The following is a 21,216-nucleotide window of genomic DNA, read 5'->3' as shown; positions in this document are numbered from 1 at the left end:
AAACCGGGCTACGCTTTTATGAACAAAGAAACCGAACTGGCGAAAGCCAAACGTCTGCCGCTGCTGCTGCTTTGCGGCGCGGCTCTCCTGTTTATCGCGACGGTGCTTTATCCCTTATGGCGACCGGCGAACCTGTGGCTCGGCGCGTTAAAAGCGGTATCCGAAGCGGCAATGGTCGGCGCGCTGGCGGACTGGTTCGCGGTCAGCGCGCTGTTTCGTCACGTACCCATCCCGCTGGTTGGTCGCCATACGGCCATTATTCCTCGCAATAAAGATCGTATCGCCGATAACCTTGCGCTGTTTGTGCAGGACAAATTCCTTAATACCGATTCGCTGTTGGCGCTGATCCGCCGTCACGATCCGGCACAGATTATTGCTGGCTGGCTGAGTGCGCCAGCCAATGCCGCCAGGCTTAGCGGCTATCTGTTAAAAGTGGTGCGCGGCTTCCTGGATCTGGCCGATGACTCACGCATCCAGGCTTTTATGCGTCGCGCCATTCATAAAGCGATCGATAAAGTAGATTTAACCCAGTCTGCCGCAATGGTGCTGGAAAGCCTGACCAAAAATAACCGTCATCAGGCGCTGCTCGACGATGCAATTGCTCAGCTGCTGCATCTGGTCAATAAGCCCACCACGCACGAATTTATTGCGCAGCAGGTGATGCGCTGGCTGAAGCGCGAACATCCCATTAAAGAAAAAATGCTGCCGACGGAATGGGTTGGCGAAAAAAGTGCCGAACTGGCGGCGAACGCGGTGAAGTCAATTCTCAACGATATCGAACAGGACGGCGCACACGAGCTGCGTCTGGGCTTTAACCGTGCGGTGCAGCGCCTGATTGAAAGGCTGCGCAGCAATCCGGAAATGGAGCTGAAAGCCGAAGAGATCAAAACCTATCTGAAGCAGGATGAGGCGCTCAATACCTACATCGCCCAGATTTGGGGCGATTTGCGGAACTGGCTGAAGCAGGATCTGGATAAAGAAGATTCGGTACTGCACGGCAAGGTTAGCGCCGCTGCGCAGTGGCTGGGCGAAACGCTGACCCAGGATGCCCAGCTGCGTACTTCGCTGAACCAGCATATGGAAGAAGCCGCCGTTAGCGTCGCGCCGGAGTTTTCAGAATTTTTAAGCCGTCATATCAGCGATACGGTAAAAAGCTGGGACGCCAGAGATATGTCGCATCAGGTGGAGTTAAATATCGGCAAGGATCTACAGCGGATACGTATTAACGGCACCGTGGTTGGCGGCGCTATCGGCCTGCTGCTATGGGCGCTGTCGCTGCTGCCTGCGCTGCTGTCACGATAATTTGGCAAGGGGTTTTACATGTTACTGGCCTGCCGCAAAGAACAGATTGGTCAGCGATTCATGGTTACGTCCGCATAAAAAAACCCGCGTCACCAGGACGCGGGCTGCATATCTTCCACTAAAGCGTTGTCAGCTTAACGGGAATCAGTACTTCTTGTCGGTCAGGTTGTTTGGTGCCATTTTGTCGTCGGTCAGCTCGTTTTCACGCAGACGGTTCTCGTTAAGAGTCACGTCATCTTTAAGCGCGTTGTTGCTGCCGGTCAGGTTATTTTGCATACGGTTTTCATTGGTATGCTCAACTTCCACTTCCTGACGACGTACGCTGTCTTTCACCGTTTCAACACGGGCGGTTTCTTCACCGCGCAGGCCTACTTCTTCTTTGATGCGTGCGGTTTTCGCCACGGTTGGGATCTCGTGAGATTCCTCAACTTCGATGGTTTTATCTGACCAGTCCACATCGTTCAGATAGGCTGGCTCATCTACCGCGTGACGGAATACTTCTGCATGCTGATCGAACAGCGAAATATCTTCCGAGACTTCATCTTCTACCGTAAAGCGACGCAGACGTACGGAACCATCGTTAATCTGGCGTTTGCCGATATCAACCTGCTCTTCCGCCAGCTTCAGCGAATCACGATTAGTTTCGGAAACGGCCATATCTGCACGGTCGCGATTAATCAGCGAATCCTGCTCGTTTCTTAATGCGTCACGTTCGTTGATGGCATCACGGTTATCCATCAGCGTGTCGTCTGCTAGCGTGCCGCCATTCGCGATATTATTGGTGGTGTTAAGATCGTTATTTAACGACGTATCGCGATTGCCGGACAGCAGGCCACGGTCATTGGTTTCGCCTGCAAAGTTGCGATTAATCGGATCGCGGTCCGTGTGGCTCAGTGAAGAGTAGTCAGCAGCAAAGGCGCTTAACTCCTGTTCAATGTGGTCAGCTTCATCTTTCGGTGCGCGAACGGTCAGCAGCACGCCGCCTGAGCGCAGGGCTTTGCTGTATTCGCTGGCGTAGTTGTCATCAACGTCATCGCCAAACAGGCGCTGCCAGAAGCTTGGGTGACGGATCTCTTTATCTTCTACGCGTAATCTCTCACCGGAGATGATATCAATGTTTTTCTCTGCAATACCTTCGACGATCAATTTCTGTTTTGCCGCTTCCGCCTGAGTAACTTCGTTAAACGCGGTGACAATTTTTTCATGTGACATAAATAGATCCTCGTAAATAGGTTAAGGTTTCTGTTTCGTAATTTTAACTTCCTGATTACGCAGAGTGACTTTCTGCTGAAACTCTTCTTTATTAACGTGCTTGCGAATATGAATTTCTTCCTTAAGCACTTTTTTTGTGATTATTTCGACCTGCTCTTCAATCACGGGAATAATAAGCACATCCCCTTCCTGACGAATTTCAGCGGAATAATCATCGGCAACCTGATAATTCTTTGCGACGTGTTCGATTTCGACATTTTCCCTGGTCAGCTCGGTTTCCAGTAACTTCTCTACGTGGTGCGTAGAGCGGGTCAGACTAATCCGACTGTCAACCTTGCGCTGCTTAGTAATGTGAGCCTGCTCTTCAGCAAGCGGCATCGACACAACGTCATCAATTTTTTCAGCAAGCGGCGCGTTTTTATTTCCCATAAAATCAGCCTCTGAGATTTAAAATCATGAGCAATTTATTTGCTCGCCGCTATGTTTTGTTGCACACGCCATTAATAGTAGTAGACTGTTGCGGGATTGCCTGGCAAATTAAGCGGCAAAATGTAACAGATTTTGTAAATGCCTTAACTATATATACATTAATTATTTTTTTAAATTAACGGAACTAACGACAAATATAGTTGACCGCGCATGCACGTTGCCTTTAATAAAGCGAGAATGGCGTACGCAACCAGCTAAAAATAAAGGAAAACAGGCCCACAGCGAAACGGGTAAATACCGTGCTTTGCTGCACAGGAAAAATCGTACCAGAACCTGACAAAGGACAGTCAGAACAGAGTGCGTGGGAACCGGGCAGAAGAAGCCGCAGACGAGCGTCTGCGGCGGCAGAACCTGATGGCACCAGCAGGCCGGTGCCTCAGCAGTACCTAACGGCGCTTCAGCAGCATATAAACGCTGATGGCCATAAAAGCGGCGCTCGGCAGCAGCGCACCAAGCACGGGTGGAATGTTATAAACCAGGCTTAGCGGGCCGAAAATCTGGTCCAGCACGTAGAACAGGAAGCCAAAGCTAATCCCCGTCACCACACGCATTCCCATCGACACGCTGCGCAGCGGGCCAAAGATAAACGACAGCGCCATCAGCATCATTACCGCGACGGAGAGCGGCTGGAAGATTTTGCTCCACATATTCAGCTGATAGCGGCCGGCAACCTGCCCGCTCTGCTTGAGGTATTTGCTGTAGTTATACAGGCCGCGAATGGACAACGCGTCCGGATCCAGCGCCACCACGCCCAGCTTGTCCGGCGTCAGTGAGGTTTTCCATTCGCCGGTCAACGTCTGGCTGCCCGTTACCTGTTTTGGATTGGTCAGATCGGACTCGTCTACCTCCGACAGCTCCCACACCTTTTTATTCTTATCGTATTTTGCAGAAGCGGCATAGCGCACCGACTGCAGGCGACGCTCTTTGTTGAAGTTGTAGATACTGATGCCGCCCAGCTCGCTGTTGTCCTTCAGGCTTTCGATATAGATAAAGTTATCGCCATCCTTTGCCCACAGGCCGTTTTGCGTGGAGAGCAGCGAGCCGCCCACCAGCTGCTGCGCACGATAGTTACGCGCCATCTGCTCGCCCTGCGGCGCCACGAATTCGCCAATCGCCATCGTCAGCAGCACCAGCGGAATCGCCGTTTTCATTACCGATGCGGCAATCTGCATCCGCGTAAAGCCAGAAGCCTGCATGACCACCAGCTCGCTGCGCTGCGCCAGCGCGCCCAGGCCCAGCAACGCGCCCAGCAGCGCCGCCATCGGGAAGAAAATCTCGATGTCTTTTGGCACGCTCAGGATGGTATACAAACCGGCGCCCAGGGCGGTGTAGTCGCCCTGGCCAGTTTTGCGTAGCTGGTCGACAAATTTGATGATGCCGGAGAGCGACACCAGCATAAACAGCGTCGCCATGATGGTATTGAAAATCGTTTTACCGATATATCTGTCGAGAACGCCAAACATCAGACCGAGCCTCCTCTGGTAAAACGAGCGCGCAGGCGGCGCATCGGCACCGTATCCCACAGGTTGAGCACAATCGCCAGCGCCAGATAAGAAAGGTTGACCACCCACATCCAGATAGCCGGATCGAGCCGCCCTTTCGCCCCGCTGGAGCGCAGCGAGCTCTGCAACAGGAAGAACACCAGATAGAGCAGCATGGCAGGCAGCATTGAGAGCACGCGTCCCTGACGTGGATTCACCACGCTAAGCGGCACCACCATCAGCGCCATCACCAGCACCGAGAAAACCAGCGTCAGGCGCCAGTGCAGCTCGCTGCGGAACTCCGGCTTGCTGGAATGCTTTAACGCGTTGAAGTTCATCTGCTCGGCGTCGTTCGGATCCAGCAGCACTTCCTGGTGTCCAACAATCGCCTGATAGTTCTGGAAATCGGTGATGCGGAAATCGCGCAGCAGCGCCGTGCCTTCAAAGCGCGTGCCCTTATCCAGCGTCACGACCTGAGAGCCATCCGCTCGCTGCGTCATATGGCCTTTATCTGCCAGCACCACTGACGGACGCGCGTTGCCTTTAGGCCGTAGCTGCGCCAGGAAAACATTGCCAAAATTGTTGCCTTTGACGTTTTCGATAAACAGTACTGACTGACCGTCGCCGGACTGCTGGAACTGACCGGCAGCCAGCGCCGCCGCGCCTGGATTGGCTTTGGCGTTTTTGGTCACCTCGTTCTGATAGCGCGCCGACCACGGCCCCAGCCAGGCGACGTTAGCCGTTGCGACCACGGCGGTGAAAAACATCAGTACCATCGCCGCCTTGACCAGCACGGCCTTGCTCAGGCCGCAGGCGTGCATCACCGTGATTTCACTCTCGGTGTACAGACGCCCCAGCGTCATCAAAATGGCTAAAAACAGACTTAAAGGCAGAATCAGCTGCGCCATCTCTGAAATGCCAAGGCCGAGTAATGTCAGAACTAAATTTGTGGGGATTTCGCCATCCGCCGCGGCTCCCAGGATCCTGACTAACTTCTGACAAAAGAAGATCAGCAGCAGAATAAAGAGGATAGCCAGCTGGCTTTTGAGCGTTTCTCTTACCAGATATCTAATGATAATCACGCTGAATACGCCTGTGAAAACTTGTCTTTTTGCAGGAAAATCGATAGTTTCATCGCTTATACGCCATTTTTTCTCATCAATGGCCTCGGTCATAGCTAAACTAGTATGACAATAATCACGTTCTGGTGATGCAAATTTTTGCTTTTATCCAGACTATCCGGTGCTAGAGCAAGGCGGCAAAACCTTCATTTCATGCGTAAACGCCTGGGATGAAAACTGTGCAGCCAACGCGGTTTTAGCATCAGACAGAAAGGAAAAATCATCCGAACTAAATCTGACGACCGTTACGCTAACGGCGTGTTGCTCCGCGCACTATGCGGCCAACAAGCGCTACATTCTAGCCGCAGCAAGCGCCGTTGTCTTTAAGATTCAGGAGAGTGCATGGAGTTCAGTGTAAAAAGCGGTAGCCCGGAAAAACAGCGCAGTGCCTGTATTGTGGTTGGCGTGTTTGAGCCGCGCAGGCTGTCACCGATTGCTGAACAGCTGGATAAAATCAGCGATGGCTACATCAGCGCCCTGCTGCGCCGCGGCGAACTGGAAGGGAAACCAGGCCAGACGCTGCTGCTGCACCACGTGCCCAACATCCTGTCCGAGCGCATTTTACTGATCGGCTGTGGCAAAGAGCGCGAGCTGGATGAGCGCCAGTATAAGCAGGTAATTCAAAAAACGATTAACACGCTGAACGATACCGGCTCTATGGAAGCGGTCTGCTTCCTGACCGAACTGCACGTGAAAGGACGCAACACCTACTGGAAAGTGCGCCAGGCGGTAGAAACCTCGAAAGAGACGCTCTACAGCTTCGACCAGCTGAAAAGCAATAAGGTGGAACCGCGTCGTCCGCTACGTAAAATGGTGTTCAACGTTCCAACCCGCCGTGAACTGACCAGCGGCGAGCGCGCTATTCAGCACGGCCTTGCCGTCGCCGCTGGCGTTAAAGCCGCGAAAGATCTCGGCAACATGCCGCCAAACATCTGTAACGCCGCCTATCTGGCCTCTCAGGCGCGCCAGCTGGCAGACGCCTGGAAAAACATCACTACGCGCGTGATTGGCGAACAGCAGATGAAAGAGCTGGGCATGAACGCCTATCTCGCCGTCGGTCAGGGCTCGCAAAACGAATCGCTGATGTCGGTTATTGAATATAAAGGCAGCCCGGATGCGGATGCCCGTCCCATCGTACTGGTAGGCAAAGGCGTAACCTTTGATTCCGGCGGCATCTCTATTAAGCCAGGCGAAGCCATGGACGAGATGAAATACGATATGTGCGGCGCGGCTTCCGTTTATGGCGTCATGCGTATGGTCGCCGAGCTGAACCTGCCGCTGAACGTCGTCGGCGTGCTGGCGGGCTGCGAAAACATGCCTGGCGGCCGTGCCTATCGTCCTGGCGACGTGCTAACCACCATGTCCGGCCAGACCGTTGAAGTGCTGAATACCGATGCGGAAGGACGCCTGGTGCTGTGCGACGCGCTGACCTACGTCGAGCGATTCGATCCGGAAGTGGTGATTGATATCGCTACCCTGACCGGGGCCTGCGTGATTGCTCTGGGCCACCACGTTAGCGGCCTGCTGTCGAACCACAATCCGCTGGCGCACGAGCTGATCGGTGCTTCCGAACAGGCTGGCGACCGCGCGTGGCGTCTGCCGATGGCGGACGAGTATCAGGAGCAGCTGGATTCCAACTTTGCCGATATGGCGAATATTGGCGGCCGTCCCGGCGGCGCGATTACCGCAGCCTGCTTCCTGGCCCGCTTCACGCGTAAATATAACTGGGCGCATCTGGATATTGCCGGCACCGCCTGGCGCTCCGGCAAGGCCAAAGGCGCGACCGGTCGTCCGGTCGCGCTGCTGTCGCAGTTCCTGCTGAACCGCGCCGGTCTGAACGGCGACGATTAAAACATGAAAAACGCCACCTTCTATCTGCTGGAAAGCGATACGCCGGTTGACGGGCTGAGCGCGCAGGAAGCGCTGGTCTGCGAGCTGGCCGAAACGCGCTGGCGCGAGGGAAAGCGAGTGCTGGTTGCCTGCGTGGATGAAGCGCAGGCGATCCGCCTGGATGAAGCGTTATGGCAGCGTCCGGCCAACGCCTTTGTACCGCACAATCTGGCGGGCGAAGGGCCGAAATATGGCGCGCCGGTCGAGCTGGCCTGGCCGCAGCGTCGCGGCAACGCGCCCAGAGATCTGCTGATCAGCCTGCTGCCGCAGTTTGCAGATTTTGCCACCGCTTTCCAGGAAGTGATAGACTTCGTGCCTTACGAAGAAGAATTGAAACAGCTGGCGCGCGATCGCTATAAAGCCTATCGCAGCGTCGGATTCCACTTGAATACGGCCACGCCGCCCGTGCCCCCAACGACATAGCAGACATGGAAAAGACATATAACCCGCAAGATATCGAACAGCCGCTCTACGAGCACTGGGAACAGCAGGGCTACTTTAAGCCGAACGGCGACACCAGCCAGGAAAGCTTCTGCATCATGATCCCGCCGCCGAACGTCACCGGTAGCTTGCACATGGGTCATGCGTTCCAGCAAACCATCATGGATACCATGATCCGTTACCAGCGCATGCAGGGAAAAAACACCCTGTGGCAGGCGGGCACGGACCATGCGGGCATCGCCACGCAGATGGTAGTAGAGCGTAAAATCGCCGCTGAAGAAGGCAAAACGCGTAAAGACTACGGTCGCGACGCCTTTATCGAAAAAATCTGGCAGTGGAAGGCTGAATCCGGCGGCACCATCACGCGCCAGATGCGCCGTCTGGGCAACTCCGTGGACTGGGAGCGCGAGCGCTTCACCATGGATGACGGCCTTTCCAACGCGGTAAAAGAAGTGTTTGTGCGCCTGTATAAAGAGAACCTGATTTATCGCGGCAAGCGCCTGGTAAACTGGGATCCCAAACTGCGCACCGCTATCTCTGACCTGGAAGTGGAAAACCGCGAGTCGAAAGGCTCGATGTGGCATATCCGCTATCCGTTAGCCGACGGCGCAAAAACTGCCGACGGTAAAGATTATCTGGTAGTGGCCACTACCCGTCCTGAGACGGTGCTGGGCGATACCGGCGTGGCCGTTAACCCGGAAGATCCGCGCTATAAAGATCTGATTGGCAAATTTATCGTGCTGCCGCTGGTAAACCGCCGCATTCCTGTTGTCGGTGACGAACACGCCGATATGGAAAAAGGCACCGGCTGCGTGAAAATCACGCCAGCGCACGACTTTAACGACTATGAAGTTGGCCGTCGTCACAAGCTGCCGATGATCAACATCCTGACCTTTGACGGCGATATCCGCGACGTTGCGCAGGTTTACGATACCAACGGCGAAGAGTCCGACGTTTATGCCAGCGATATTCCGGCTGAATTCCAGAAGCTGGAGCGTTTCGCCGCGCGTAAAGCTATCGTTGCCGCTGTTGACGCGCTGGGCCTGCTGGACGAAATCAAACCGCACGACCTGACCGTGCCTTACGGCGATCGCGGTGGCGTAGTGATTGAGCCGATGCTGACCGACCAGTGGTACGTGCGCACCGCGCCGCTGGCGAAAGTGGCGGTAGAAGCCGTTGAGCAAGGCGACATCCAGTTCGTGCCTAAGCAGTACGAAAACATGTACTTCTCCTGGATGCGCGATATTCAGGACTGGTGTATTTCGCGTCAGCTGTGGTGGGGTCACCGCATCCCTGCCTGGTACGATGCCGAAGGCAATGTCTACGTGGGCCGCACGGAAGAAGAAGTGCGTGCGGAAAACAACCTGGGTGCAGACGTAGCGCTGAATCAGGATGAAGACGTGCTCGACACCTGGTTCTCTTCCGGCCTGTGGACGTTCTCTACGCTGGGCTGGCCTGAGAAGACCCCTGACCTGAGCACCTTCCATCCAACCAGCGTGCTGGTCAGCGGCTTTGACATCATTTTCTTCTGGATCGCCCGCATGATCATGCTGACCATGCACTTCATCAAAGATGAAGACGGCAAGCCGCAGGTGCCGTTTAAGACCGTCTATATGACCGGTCTGATCCGCGATGAAGAAGGCCAGAAGATGTCCAAGTCGAAAGGCAACGTCATCGATCCGCTGGATATGGTTGACGGCATTTCGCTGGAAGATCTGCTTGCCAAGCGCACGGGCAACATGATGCAGCCGCAGCTGGCGGAGAAAATTCGCAAGCGCACCGAGAAACAGTTCCCGAACGGTATCGAACCGCACGGCACCGACGCGCTGCGCTTTACGCTGGCCGCGCTGGCCTCTACCGGTCGCGATATCAACTGGGATATGAAGCGCCTGGAAGGCTACCGCAACTTCTGTAACAAGCTGTGGAACGCCAGCCGCTTTGTGCTGATGAACACCCAGGATCAGGACTGCGGGTTTAACGGCGGCGAGCTGGAACTGTCGCTGGCGGATCGCTGGATCATTGCCGAGTTTAACCAGACGGTGAAAGCTTATCGCGGCGCGCTGGACAGCTATCGTTTCGATATCGCTGCCAACATTCTGTATGAGTTCACCTGGAACCAGTTCTGTGACTGGTATCTGGAGCTGGCCAAGCCGGTAATGAACGGGGGGTCAGAAGCGCAGCTGCGCGGCACGCGTAATACGCTGGTTAACGTACTGGAAGCCCTGCTGCGCCTGGCGCATCCGATTATTCCGTTTATTACCGAAACCATCTGGCAGCAGGTGAAAATGCTGAAAAATATCAGCGACGACACCATCATGCTGCAGCCGATGCCGGAGTTCGAAGAAGCGAAGGTCGATGAAGCGGCACTGAGCGATACCGAATGGCTGAAGCAGGCGATTGTTGCGGTGCGTAATATCCGTGCCGAGATGAATCTGGCTCCTTCCAAGCCGCTGGAAGTGATGCTGCGTGGCGCAAGCGCCGACGTGGTGCGTCGCGTTAACGACAATCACAACTTCCTGAAAACGCTGGCGCGTCTGGACAGCCTGACCTGTCTGACCGCTGACGACAAAGCGCCGGTCTCCGTCACCAAGATTATCGACGGTGCGGAGCTGCTGATCCCGATGGCGGGCCTGGTGGATAAAACCGCCGAGCTGGAGCGTCTGGCGAAGGAAGTGAGCAAGCTGGAAGTGGAAATCGGCAAGATTGAAGGCAAGCTCTCTAACGAAGGCTTTGTATCCCGGGCACCTGAAGCCGTCGTGGCGAAAGAGCGCGAGCGCATGACCGAGTTCGAGCAGGCGAAAGCCAAACTGATTGAGCAGCAGGCGGTTATCAAAGCGCTGTAATGCTTTTGCCCCGCCTGCTGGCGGGGCAATTTAATATCGGTGCGCCTTAGCCCAATCCGTTACCAATAACACCTCGCCCGGCGAGGTGTTTTTTTTGCGCAAAATTCCGTCCAAATATATCTTTAAGAAAATAGTGGTAGATTAGCGTTCTGTTATTTTTTAAGGATAAAAGAGATGTCTGATAACTATGCCAGGCCGCAGATTGCCTTTCACTGGCTAACGGTGATTTTGCTGACTATTGCCTATGCCGCTATTGAACTGCGGAGCTTTGCCGTACGGGGTTCCTGGCAAGGTTTTGCGCTGATCGTTACACATTTCAGCGCCGGTTTTAGCGTGCTGGTGGTGATGCTGCTGCGTCTTTTGCTACGCAGTCGCCATCGCAGCCCGGCAATTACGCCACCGATAGCGCGCTGGCAAAAAGGGCTTTCGCATGCGGTTCACAGCGCGCTGTACGCATTGTTTATCGTGCTCCCCATACTTGGTCTTTCCTCTCGTTATCTTTCAGGCCGTCAGTGGTGGCTGTTTGGCATTGCCATGCCGTCATCAGACAATCCCAACCCGGTACTGGCGAAAACGCTGATTCACTGGCACGAAACGCTGGCGCCTTTAGGCTACTGGCTAATCGGACTGCACGCGCTGGCCGCCCTCTTTCATCACTATTTTCTCAAGGATAATACGCTGCTGCGCATGATGCCTTCGCGGCGTATCAGGTAAAAAAGGGGCGAGAAGCCCGTACTACGGCGAAAACCGCCTTTTTTCAGGCCCCAGCGGCAGGCCGACGCTTAGACTGGCAGGAAAGCGGATGATTGCATCCTTATTCGTCGGATGTTATTACACTGCCAGACAATCCAAAAAAACGGCACTGCTTTATGATTAACACGCTTCCGGACAACGTGCGGGTTCGACCTATTGAGCCTGCAGACAACCCTTTTATCGCTAACGTCATCCGCGACGTTTCGGCCGAGTTTGGTCTGACCGCCGATAAAGGCTTCACGGTGGCCGATCCCAATCTCGATCGTCTTTGTGAACTCTATCGCCAGCCGAACAGCGCCTATTGGGTGGTGGAGCTGGAGGGTAAGATTATGGGCGGCGGCGGCGTTGCGCCTCTACAGGGTAGCGAGGCAGACGTTTGCGAGCTGCAAAAAATGTATTTTATGCCGCAGCTGCGCGGCATGGGTATCGCAAAAGCGTTGGCGCTGCAGGCGATGGACTACGCTCGTGAAAGGGGCTTTAAGCGCTGCTATCTGGAAACCACCGCTTCGCTGACTCGCGCAGTGCGGCTGTATGAGCATCTGGGTTTCCAGCATATAGACGGGCCGATGGGCAACACCGGCCACGTGGATTGCGAAGTTACCATGCTGCGTTCGCTATAACGGCGCGGCGTAGCGCAGTAACGTTAACCACGATTAGCCGCGCTGGAATAATTTTAGGGCTTCTCCATTGCGCTATGCAGCCCAGGCTAGCCGTAACCAGGCGGTGCCTGATACTGGCTTCCGGCTATGAGCCACGCTGCACATAGCTCAGATCGTCAATGGCTTCGATAATAAACTGCCCGGCATCGGTATAGCGGATACGAGTGACGCTGGCATTGCTGAGCGAACGAGTCAGCGTTTTGTCATCAAGCTCATGCAGCAGTGTCATAATCGTCATGCCGTGCGTAACAACCAGCACGTTGCCCCCGCCCTTTTGCTGCGCGTCACGGGCAATTGCCTTTACCGTTGCCATCACTCGCTGGGCAACCTGCGCATAGCTTTCTGCCTGTTTTGCCGGATCGGCCGCGTGGATCATATCGACAATATCGACAATGTTGATTTTGCCGCTGGTAAAGGCCGTCATCAGCTGCGGACCGGAAGCGTAACCGCCCTTTTTAGCTGAAGCGATAAGCATATTGTCGTTAGTATCACCCTCGAAAGATCCGAAGAAAACTTCCCTTAGCCCCTGGCGCTCCCGTACGGGCAGCGTTTTCTCGCGCGGTTCCAGGATCAGCTGCGCGGTTTCTCTGGCCCTGCCCGAATCGCTGCTCCAGGCGGCAACAAAGTCCACCGTTTTTAGCCCGCGCCCCGCTTTTCTGGCTACCTCTACGCCTTCTGCCGTTAATGGCGTATCGCTCCAGCCCTGGGCACGATGCACGGTGTTAAACAGCGTTTTGCCGTGCCGAACCATATACAGCTCTACATCAGCGGCAAAGCAGCTGCTGATACCAAATATAATCGTTAAAAAAAGCAGTATTTTTTTCATGGTGACTCCTTATTATAAAAGGCCGAATTTCCACGTTATGCCAACTTCGGCAGAAAGGCTGGGGGAACGCATATAATCGCCATCCGCATTCAAAATGGGCGTCGCGTTATAATTTTTATATGACCAGCCATAACCAAGCTGTGCGGCTACCGTTAAACCACTTAAACTTTTTTCAGCAGGCCGCCAGCGATTTATCCAGGTTATTTCACCAGTACGAATATTATTATCCTTATACTCGAACTGGCCATAATTAAGCTGGAGAGCGGTGGCCAGGCTTTCGCTAAGCTGATATTCGCTGAAGGCCGTCAATGCCAGCTCGCCGTCGCGCATATAATCTTTGCCCGCCGACGTTAACGCGCTAAAGCGGCCGCGCGTGTTTTTTCCCATATGGCGGTCGTAATATCCTACGCCGTTGGTCTTATCCGCCTGCGTATAGGCCACGCCCAGTTTGTGTATCCAGCGGTTATCGCGCAGCTGAACTTCTCCCGCGTAGTGCCAGGCGTCGTTGTCGAACTGCTTTTTACTCTGCGGCATCGCCTTATAGTCTTCCAGCGCGTGGCTGCCGTAAATCTGCGAGGCCAGCGTCCACTGCGTCGTAAGCGGATAATTGATTTCCAGCAGGTTGCGGCGCAAATAGCGCTTTGATTCGCCCCAGCCGTAAGCCAGCGACAGGTCACCCGCTTTATAGGTAATACCGCTGGTAAAAATATGGCTAATTTCTTTATTGTTCGCCGTCAGGAACCGCACGCGATTGGGCGCATCGTACTGAATGGAGTGCGTAACCCAGGCCGCATCCAGCTGGACGTTTTGCCACGACAGCGCGCCGCTGTAGCCCAGATAGCTGTTGCGGGAAAGGCGATAGGTGTCGCTCAGCACGCCGACGTTTTTCAGCTGGTGCCAGCCGCCTTTGGCATGCAGGCCAAAGTCATCATCACCCAGTCTCAGCTTGATATAGCGCTGGCCAAAGCGGCCAAAACCGCCGGCGTTGCTTTTGTTGAATCCTTCCCCGTGGTTATAGAGCATGCCGCGCGTGACGAAATAGTCGCTGGCTGCCAGCCTGACGGCCCGGGTGTAGCTGGCGTCAAACCCTACGGCATCCCACAGCCAGCCGGAGCGGAAGTCGAGCGTTGCCGCCTGGCCCCAGGCGTTGTGTACCTCTTTAGGCTGCGCCTCGTTCTCTTTCAGGTATTTCCAGTGGTTACGCAGCGTGAGATCGAGGTGCGTGTCGTTCAAAAAACGCTGAAATTCATTGCTGTTTTCTTCTGCATGCGCAGTAACAGCGACTAATAAAGCCAGTAAAAAAACGTTCCTGTTTTTCATTTCCATCTTCCTTGTTTATTGTTTTAAACCAACGCTATCCCCATATAATAAAACTCATTGATTCCGCTATAGCTTTTAATAAAACCCAAAAAAAGAAACTGAAAAAACCAATCACGCCGGGGAATATACACCTGAAAATATTGAAGAGCAGCACAAAAAGCACAACCTGTGAGATGCGCCGCAAAAAATAAAAAAGTGAAAAGGTGAGAAATAAATGAAATTAGTTGTTCAGTTAACGACTCTGATTAAATGGAATAAATAGTAAAAAATGGCAGGCTTTCCATATTATTAAGGCGTCAATAATGACGCCCACGATAAGGCTATGCTTTTTGATAAACCGGTATAACGCTATAGCCAGTCAGGAACGCCACTATGAAAGCGCAGCTCGCTGTCCGGTTCCGTTATTAATTTTGCTTCGGTCTCGCCAATTTTACGCACGCGATGGGTAATGTCCGTTGCGGATATGTCCGCCGCCAGCGCCAGATAATCCTGATAGTGCCGTGCTTCAGAACGCAGGAGGGATACGTAAAAAGCCGCCAGCTCGTCGTCCAGAAAAGGGGCCAGGCTGGCAAACCGCTCGCAGGAGCGCGCTTCTATATAAGCACCGCAAATCAGCTTGTCCACCAGCGTTTGCGGCTCGTGAGTGGTTACTTCACGCAGTAAGCCTTTTGCGTAGCGGCTGGCGGTGATTTTGACGTAGGGAATATGACGCGCCTGCATAATTTCCAGTACCTGATAAAAGTGATGCAGTTCTTCTTTAATCAGCAGCACCATCTTATCCACCAGTGCGTCGCCATAAGGCACTTCGGCACGGCTGATAATGGTTTTTGACAGCGCCTTATGCTGCTCCAGAAAGGCCAGCTCGGCGTTCTCGCTGTGAACAAACTGCTCCCACGGCTTCAGCCAGGCCAGCAGCGCATCGCCGCTCTCTTTATCCGCCACGTATTTACGGATCAGCCACATGGCGGTCTGAGCGGCCTTTAGCTCGCAGACAAGATGATCGGTAAGCAGCAGCGGCAAATTCTCCGGCCTGCGGGCTTCATCAATCCATTTTTGCGGCGTACGACAATGCAGAAAAGCGTGGACGGGAGCAAGAAGATGGTCGGTAGTCATGCGTACAGCGGTTCCGTATCAGAAAGGGAATGTTGCTTCAGGCAGCGTTGAAAAGAGGTGAGACAAAGAATAACGGGCAATCAGTGCGGCACAAAAAATTGTGCGGGCGGAACAGCGCCGCCCGCCGGGATTAGTGACGCGTACCGTTATCTTCTTCGTCGATATAGTCGCCGTCTTCGTCTTCTTCGTCCTCGGCGTCAGGATCTTCGAAATAGGTTCCCCAGCCGTCGTAGTCAACGTTATATTTAGCCGCCAGGTCAATCAGCTGTTCAACCTGTGCATCAATCAGCTCGGCGTTCAGCGCCGCTTCGCTGAGGATATCGCAGCACATGACTTTGCTGCCATCTTCCAGCTCCAGCTCTTCCGGCTCGGTCACTTCATAACCCAGCTTGAACGCATCTACCGCCGCCTTTTCCAGCGCGTCGAAGCTGTCGCAGGAGAGGTGGTGTTCGATGGTATAGAGCGCATCCGGGTCGCTGCCATCGTCCAACAGCTCTTCAATAATCAGCCGCGTCTCTTCACGCTGCTCTTCCAGCAATGCTTCATTTGCCATGATCCGTTCCTCTGTGTGTGGCATCTCTGGTAAGTATTTTCCCACAGTGTCCTTCGCGCCACTACCTTTAAAGAAAAGTTTCTGCGCCGCCGGGTTGAAAATGAATATTAATACAGTTAGATTGAATTTTAATTCAATAACTATCTCCGGAGCGTCCTATGAGTCAGCTATATCAACGCCATTTTCTCAGGCTGCTGGATTTTACCCAGGCCGAAATTACCGCTTTGCTGGCGCTGGCCGCCACCTTAAAAACCGCGAAAAAAAATGGTGAAGAAGTTCAGCATCTGAAAGGCAAAAACATCGCGCTCATCTTCGAAAAAGACTCGACCCGTACCCGATGCTCTTTCGAAGTTGCCGCTTACGATCAGGGCGCGAACGTGACTTATCTGGGGCCAAGCGGCAGTCAGATTGGCCATAAAGAGTCGATGAAGGATACCGCGCGCGTGCTGGGACGTATGTATGACGGCATTCAATATCGCGGTCACGGTCAGCCGCTGGTAGAGGCGCTGGCAGAACATGCGGGCGTGCCGGTCTGGAACGGCTTAACCAACGAGTTTCACCCTACGCAGCTGCTGGCCGACTTACTGACTATGCAGGAACATCTGCCGGAAAAACCGTTCAGCGAGATGGTTTTCGCCTATGTGGGTGACGCGCAAAACAATATGGGCAACACCATGATGGAGGCGGCGGCGCTGGTAGGACTGGATCTGCGTCTGGTAGCGCCAAAAGGCTGCTGGCCGGATGAAGCGCTGGTTAACGAGTGTCGTCTCGCGGCGCAAAAGTCCGGCGGCAAAATTACGCTGACGGAAGATATTGCCGAAGGTGTTAACGGCGCGGATTTCATCTATACCGATGTTTGGGTATCTATGGGCGAACCAAAAGAAGTGTGGCAAGAGCGTATCGCCCTACTGCGCGCCTATCAGGTAAACAGCGCTATGCTGAAGCTCACGGGCAATCCGCAGGTTAAGTTCTTACACTGCCTGCCCGCTTTCCATGACGATCAAACCACGTTAGGCCAGCAGATGGCGGAACAGTACGATCTGCACGGCGGTATGGAAGTCACCAACGAGGTGTTTGAATCGGCGCACAGCGTGGTCTTCGATCAGGCGGAAAACCGTCTGCACACTATCAAAGCCGTGATGGTGGCGACGCTGGCGAAGCTACCCTGATTTTCCGCCAGGCAAACGATTACTTTTGCTTGCTGCCGCGCGGCGAAGGCGTATAATGCCCCCCGTTTGCCTGGAGGATGCATGAAACTGAGTACTGCTGACATGGTTAAAATGACGCGCCTGAATGCCGGCGGGCAGTGCCGTTTTTCCTCCTTTCCGATCCTAAAAAATGCCCCTCAATGAGGGGCTTTTTTTTGTCCATTTTTCAGCTTAGCGGCACGCGTAAAGGAGAGTGAACATGGCTAATCCGCTGTATCACAAACACATTATCTCAATTAACGATCTCAGCCGTGAAGAGCTGGAGCTGGCGCTGCGCACCGCCGCCAGCCTGAAAGCAACGCCGCAGCCGGAGCTGTTAAAGCACAAGGTTATTGCCAGCTGCTTCTTTGAAGCTTCAACCCGCACGCGTTTGTCTTTTGAGAGCGCGATGCATCGCCTGGGTGCCGCCGTGGTAGGCTTTGCTGACGGCAGCAATACGTCGCTGGGCAAGAAAGGCGAAACGCTGGCCGATACGATTTCCGTAATCGGCACCTATGTTGACGCTATCGTTATGCGCCATCCGCAGGAAGGTGCCGCGCGTCTGGCAACGGAGTTTTCCGGCGGTATACCGATTCTTAACGCGGGCGATGGTGCCAACCAGCATCCCACGCAGACGCTGCTGGATCTTTTCACTATTCAGGAAACGCAGGGTCGCCTGAGCAACCTGAATATCGCGATGGTTGGCGATTTGAAATATGGCCGCACCGTGCATTCGCTGGCGCAGGCGCTGGCGAAGTTTGACGGCAACCGTTTTCTGTTTATCGCGCCGGATGCGCTGGCGATGCCGTCCTACATTACCGATATGCTCGACGAGAAAGGGATAGCGTGGAGCCGTCACGACAGCATTGAAGAAGTCGTGCCGCAGGTTGATATTCTTTATATGACTCGCGTGCAGAAAGAGCGGCTGGATCCGTCGGAATACGCCAACGTGAAGGCGCAATTTATTCTGCGCGCCGCCGACCTCGCTGGCGCTCGCGCCACGATGAAAGTGCTGCATCCGCTGCCGCGCATTGATGAAATCACTACCGATGTCGATGCCACGCCGCACGCCTGGTATTTTCAGCAGGCCGGCAACGGTATTTTCGCCCGTCAGGCACTGCTGGCGCTGGTGCTGAACAGTGAACTGGATTTGTAAGAGGAACTGACGATGACACAAGACAATAAACTCCAGGTCGAAGCGATCAAGCGCGGCACGGTAATCGATCATATTCCGGCGCAGGTTGGTTTTAAGCTGCTGTCGCTGTTTCGCCTGACGGAAACCGATCAGCGCATCACCATCGGGTTGAATCTGCCTTCTGGCGAGCTGGGACGCAAAGATCTGATCAAGATTGAGAACACCTTTCTGACCGAAGATCAGATCAATCAGCTGGCCGTTTATGCGCCGCACGCCACGGTAAACCGCATCGATAATTATGACGTGGTCGGCAAAATTTCGCCGACGCTGCCGGACAATATTGAACGCGTGCTGACCTGCCCCAACAGCAACTGCATCAGCCGCAGCGAGCCGGTTCACTCCAGCTTTGCGGTAAAAAAACGCAATGATAACGTGCAGTTAAAGTGCAAATACTGCGAAAAAGAGTTTGCGCGCCACGTGGTAATGGCAAACTGGTAATCAGTTTTAAGCGGCTTATAATGGCCCGGTTCCGGTGACTACCGGCGTTACCCGTTAACAAGGAGAAATTATGTCTCGCGAAATCAGCACTGAACAAGCACCAGCGGCGATTGGCCCTTACGTACAGGGCGTCGATCTGGGCAGCATGATCATCACCTCCGGCCAGATCCCGGTCGATCCTAAAACCGGTAATGTCGCTGACGACGTGACCGCCCAGGCGCGCCAGTCGCTGGAAAACGTGAAGGCTATCGTGGAAGCGGCGGGCCTGAAGGTTGGCGATATCGTGAAAACTACGGTGTTCGTTAAGGATCTGAACGATTTTGCTACCGTGAACGCGGCCTATGAAGCGTTCTTCACCGAGCACGATGCCAGCTTCCCGGCGCGCTCCTGTGTGGAAGTGGCGCGTCTGCCGAAAGATGTCAAAATCGAGATCGAAGCGATAGCCGTACGTCGCTAATCCTCTCTCCTCTCCCCTGCGGGAGAGGAATCTTTCCCCACCCGATGCACGTCCTTTTTTTCCTGCCAGCCGCCTTTAATCCCTGACGTTCAATCCTTTGTGCTCGCCGTAAAAATTTTTCGCTTTTCCTGCGCGCGCACCTTGCCAGTTAATAGCTAACCTTATGGAAGAACAAAAAGGCAACGGCAGCGCAAACGGACCTCTTTTATATCGGGATTGAGCAATGACTAAAAATCCACCGTGGTGGCAAAACGGCGTTATCTATCAAATTTATCCCAAGAGCTTTCAGGACACGACCGGCAGCGGCACGGGCGATCTGGCCGGCGTGATCCAGCATCTGGACTACCTCAAACAGCTGGGCGTCGACGCTATCTGGCTGACGCCTTTTTATATCTCGCCGCAGGTGGATAACGGCTACGACGTGGCGAACTATATCGCCATCGACCCGCTGTTTGGCACGATGAACGATTTTGACAATCTGGTGGCGGAAACGCACCAGCGTGGCATGCGGCTAATCCTTGATATGGTGTTTAACCATAGCTCTACGCAGCATCACTGGTTTCACGAGGCGCTGGATCGCGAAAGTCCTTATCGTTCCTATTACATCTGGCGCGACGGTACGCCGGGCGAACCGCCGAATAACTGGCAGTCTAAATTTGGCGGCCATGCCTGGCGCTGGCATCCGGAAAGTAACCAGTACTATATGCATCTGTGGGCGCCGGAACAGGCTGATTTAAACTGGGAGAACGATAATCTGCGTGCCGAGCTGAAGCAGATCGTTAACTTCTGGGCCGATCGCGGGATTGATGGGTTGCGGCTGGACGTGGTGAACCTGGTTTCCAAACATCAGGATTTCCCGGACGATCCTAACGGCGACGGGCTGCGGCTTTATACCGACGGGCCGCGCATCCATGAATATATGCGTGAGATGAGCCGCGACGTCTTTCGCCCGCGCGAGCTGATGACGGTTGGCGAGATGTCTTCCGCCACGCTGGAACACTGTCAGCAATACGGCTCGCTGGACGGCGAAGAGCTGTCGATGGTGTTTAGCTTCGATCACGTGGAAGTAGATTTTTTTAACGGCCAGAAGTGGACGTTAACGCCGCTGGACCTGGTGGCGCAGAAGGCGATTTTTACCCACTGGCAACACGGCATGCATAACAAAGCCTGGAACGCGCTGTTCTGGTGTAACCACGATCAGCCACGCGTGGTTTCCCGCTGGGGCGACGAGGGCCACTATCGCGTGCAGTCGGCCAAAATGCTGGCGCTGGTGCTGCACGGCATGCAGGGAACGCCCTATATTTTTCAGGGTGAAGAGCTGGGGATGACCAACCCGCACTATACCCGCATCATCGACTATCGCGATATCGAAAGCCATAACATGTATGCCGAGCTGCGTTCACAAGGCCGTGACAGCGATAATCTGCTGGAAATTCTGGCCAGCAAATCGCGCGATAATGGCCGCACGCCCATTCCGTGGCACGGCGGCGAAAACGGCGGCTTTACCAGCGGCACGCCCTGGATCGGCATGTGCGACAACATGGAAACGATTAACGTCGAAGCGGCTCTGGCGGATGAAAACTCGGTCTTTTACACCTATCAGAAGCTGATTAGGTTAAGAAAAGAGTACGCAATCCTGACCTGGGGAGACTATCTCGATTTGCTGCCGGATCACGCTTATCTCTGGTGCTATTGCCGCCGCTTTGAGAAAGAAGTGCTGGTGGTAGCGGCCAACTTCAGCGGCGAAACGCAGGTATGGCATCCACCAGCCTACAGCGGCCATTGGGAGGTGCTGGTAAGCAACTACCCCGATACGCACGTTACGCCAGGTGAGGTGATGCTGCGCCCCTGGGAAGCGGTCTGGTGGTATCAGAAACGCTGGAACGGCTCCGGTCAAACCAGCTAAGGGAAGCAACGGCCGGGCCTGGGGGCGCAG

The 21,216-nt window shown here is 54.3% G+C and carries 19 protein-coding genes; 11 read left to right on the top strand and 8 right to left on the bottom strand.

Annotated elements, in window-relative coordinates; genetic code table 11:
- The first annotated feature begins 18 nt into the window (after positions 1 to 18).
- Entirely contained in the window at positions 19 to 1,302 is a 1,284-nt protein-coding gene (locus tag ACMGGR_RS02175) for a DUF445 domain-containing protein (RefSeq protein ID WP_414148045.1), read from the top strand.
- Between the two features lie 144 nt (positions 1,303 to 1,446).
- Here the strand turns inward: ACMGGR_RS02175 and ACMGGR_RS02170 are convergent, their stop codons facing one another.
- The 4 genes from ACMGGR_RS02170 to lptF all read right to left on the bottom strand — a co-directional run bounded on the left by ACMGGR_RS02170 (position 1,447) and on the right by lptF (position 5,566).
- Complete coding sequence (locus ACMGGR_RS02170; protein WP_246759879.1) at positions 1,447 to 2,514, bottom strand: YsnF/AvaK domain-containing protein; 1,068 nt, start codon at positions 2,512 to 2,514, stop codon at positions 1,447 to 1,449.
- A 21-nt stretch (positions 2,515 to 2,535) separates the two neighbouring features.
- The gene (locus tag ACMGGR_RS02165) at positions 2,536 to 2,943 is read right to left on the bottom strand and encodes a YsnF/AvaK domain-containing protein (RefSeq protein ID WP_414148044.1); all 408 of its coding nucleotides are present in this window, start codon (positions 2,941 to 2,943) and stop codon (positions 2,536 to 2,538) included.
- Positions 2,944 to 3,389: 446 nt separating this feature from the next.
- Positions 3,390 to 4,466, bottom strand: coding sequence for an LPS export ABC transporter permease LptG (lptG, locus tag ACMGGR_RS02160; protein ID WP_414148043.1), 1,077 nt, complete (start codon positions 4,464 to 4,466; stop codon positions 3,390 to 3,392).
- The gene (gene lptF / locus ACMGGR_RS02155) at positions 4,466 to 5,566 is read right to left on the bottom strand and encodes an LPS export ABC transporter permease LptF (protein ID WP_246759876.1); all 1,101 of its coding nucleotides are present in this window, start codon (positions 5,564 to 5,566) and stop codon (positions 4,466 to 4,468) included. Before lptF ends, lptG begins: the two co-directional genes overlap by 1 nt.
- Before the next feature lie 381 nt (positions 5,567 to 5,947).
- Between lptF and pepA the strand changes: the two genes are divergently transcribed.
- From pepA to ACMGGR_RS02130, 5 genes are all read left to right on the top strand, one after another.
- Positions 5,948 to 7,456 carry a leucyl aminopeptidase gene (pepA, locus tag ACMGGR_RS02150; RefSeq protein WP_246759875.1) on the top strand — a complete coding sequence of 503 codons (1,509 nt, stop codon included), beginning with the start codon at positions 5,948 to 5,950 and terminating at the stop codon, positions 7,454 to 7,456.
- A gap of 3 nt (positions 7,457 to 7,459) precedes the next feature.
- Entirely contained in the window at positions 7,460 to 7,918 is a 459-nt protein-coding gene (locus tag ACMGGR_RS02145) for a DNA polymerase III subunit chi (protein ID WP_246759874.1), read from the top strand.
- 5 nt (positions 7,919 to 7,923) lie between these two features.
- Complete coding sequence (locus ACMGGR_RS02140) at positions 7,924 to 10,779, top strand: valine--tRNA ligase (RefSeq protein ID WP_414148042.1); 2,856 nt, start codon at positions 7,924 to 7,926, stop codon at positions 10,777 to 10,779.
- Positions 10,780 to 10,953: 174 nt separating this feature from the next.
- Positions 10,954 to 11,493, top strand: a complete 540-nt coding sequence (gene cybB / locus ACMGGR_RS02135) for a cytochrome b561 (protein ID WP_414148041.1) — start codon at positions 10,954 to 10,956, stop codon at positions 11,491 to 11,493.
- Positions 11,494 to 11,648: 155 nt separating this feature from the next.
- On the top strand, positions 11,649 to 12,152 hold the full coding sequence (locus tag ACMGGR_RS02130; RefSeq protein WP_414148040.1) for a GNAT family N-acetyltransferase: 504 nt from the start codon (positions 11,649 to 11,651) through the stop codon (positions 12,150 to 12,152).
- A 124-nt stretch (positions 12,153 to 12,276) separates the two neighbouring features.
- Here the strand turns inward: ACMGGR_RS02130 and ACMGGR_RS02125 are convergent, their stop codons facing one another.
- From ACMGGR_RS02125 to rraB, 4 genes are all read right to left on the bottom strand, one after another.
- Entirely contained in the window at positions 12,277 to 13,017 is a 741-nt protein-coding gene (locus ACMGGR_RS02125) for a histidine phosphatase family protein (RefSeq protein WP_414148039.1), read from the bottom strand.
- Between the two features lie 12 nt (positions 13,018 to 13,029).
- On the bottom strand, positions 13,030 to 14,337 hold the full coding sequence (locus tag ACMGGR_RS02120) for a hypothetical protein (protein WP_414148038.1): 1,308 nt from the start codon (positions 14,335 to 14,337) through the stop codon (positions 13,030 to 13,032).
- A gap of 348 nt (positions 14,338 to 14,685) precedes the next feature.
- Entirely contained in the window at positions 14,686 to 15,450 is a 765-nt protein-coding gene (gene miaE / locus ACMGGR_RS02115; RefSeq protein ID WP_414148037.1) for a tRNA isopentenyl-2-thiomethyl-A-37 hydroxylase MiaE, read from the bottom strand.
- Between the two features lie 130 nt (positions 15,451 to 15,580).
- Positions 15,581 to 16,003, bottom strand: coding sequence for a ribonuclease E inhibitor RraB (gene rraB / locus ACMGGR_RS02110; RefSeq protein ID WP_246759866.1), 423 nt, complete (start codon positions 16,001 to 16,003; stop codon positions 15,581 to 15,583).
- 158 nt (positions 16,004 to 16,161) lie between these two features.
- On the opposite strand from rraB, the gene argF reads away from it, so the two are divergent.
- The 5 genes from argF to treC all read left to right on the top strand — a co-directional run bounded on the left by argF (position 16,162) and on the right by treC (position 21,186).
- Entirely contained in the window at positions 16,162 to 17,172 is a 1,011-nt protein-coding gene (argF, locus tag ACMGGR_RS02105; protein WP_246759865.1) for an ornithine carbamoyltransferase, read from the top strand.
- A gap of 238 nt (positions 17,173 to 17,410) precedes the next feature.
- Positions 17,411 to 18,346, top strand: coding sequence for an aspartate carbamoyltransferase (gene pyrB / locus ACMGGR_RS02100; protein WP_246759864.1), 936 nt, complete (start codon positions 17,411 to 17,413; stop codon positions 18,344 to 18,346).
- Positions 18,347 to 18,358: 12 nt separating this feature from the next.
- On the top strand, positions 18,359 to 18,823 hold the full coding sequence (gene pyrI, locus ACMGGR_RS02095; protein ID WP_246759863.1) for an aspartate carbamoyltransferase regulatory subunit: 465 nt from the start codon (positions 18,359 to 18,361) through the stop codon (positions 18,821 to 18,823).
- A gap of 70 nt (positions 18,824 to 18,893) precedes the next feature.
- Positions 18,894 to 19,280 carry a 2-iminobutanoate/2-iminopropanoate deaminase gene (gene ridA / locus ACMGGR_RS02090; RefSeq protein ID WP_246759862.1) on the top strand — a complete coding sequence of 129 codons (387 nt, stop codon included), beginning with the start codon at positions 18,894 to 18,896 and terminating at the stop codon, positions 19,278 to 19,280.
- 223 nt (positions 19,281 to 19,503) lie between these two features.
- The gene (gene treC / locus ACMGGR_RS02085) at positions 19,504 to 21,186 is read left to right on the top strand and encodes an alpha,alpha-phosphotrehalase (RefSeq protein WP_246759861.1); all 1,683 of its coding nucleotides are present in this window, start codon (positions 19,504 to 19,506) and stop codon (positions 21,184 to 21,186) included.
- Positions 21,187 to 21,216 lie beyond the last annotated feature (30 nt).

It is taken from the genome of Erwinia sp. BNK-24-b, from assembly GCF_047456155.1.
GTDB classification, from domain to species: domain Bacteria; phylum Pseudomonadota; class Gammaproteobacteria; order Enterobacterales; family Enterobacteriaceae; genus Erwinia; species Erwinia phyllosphaerae.
Note: the sequence above shows the minus strand (reverse complement) of the source record. Positions and strands in the feature narration are given on the sequence as shown.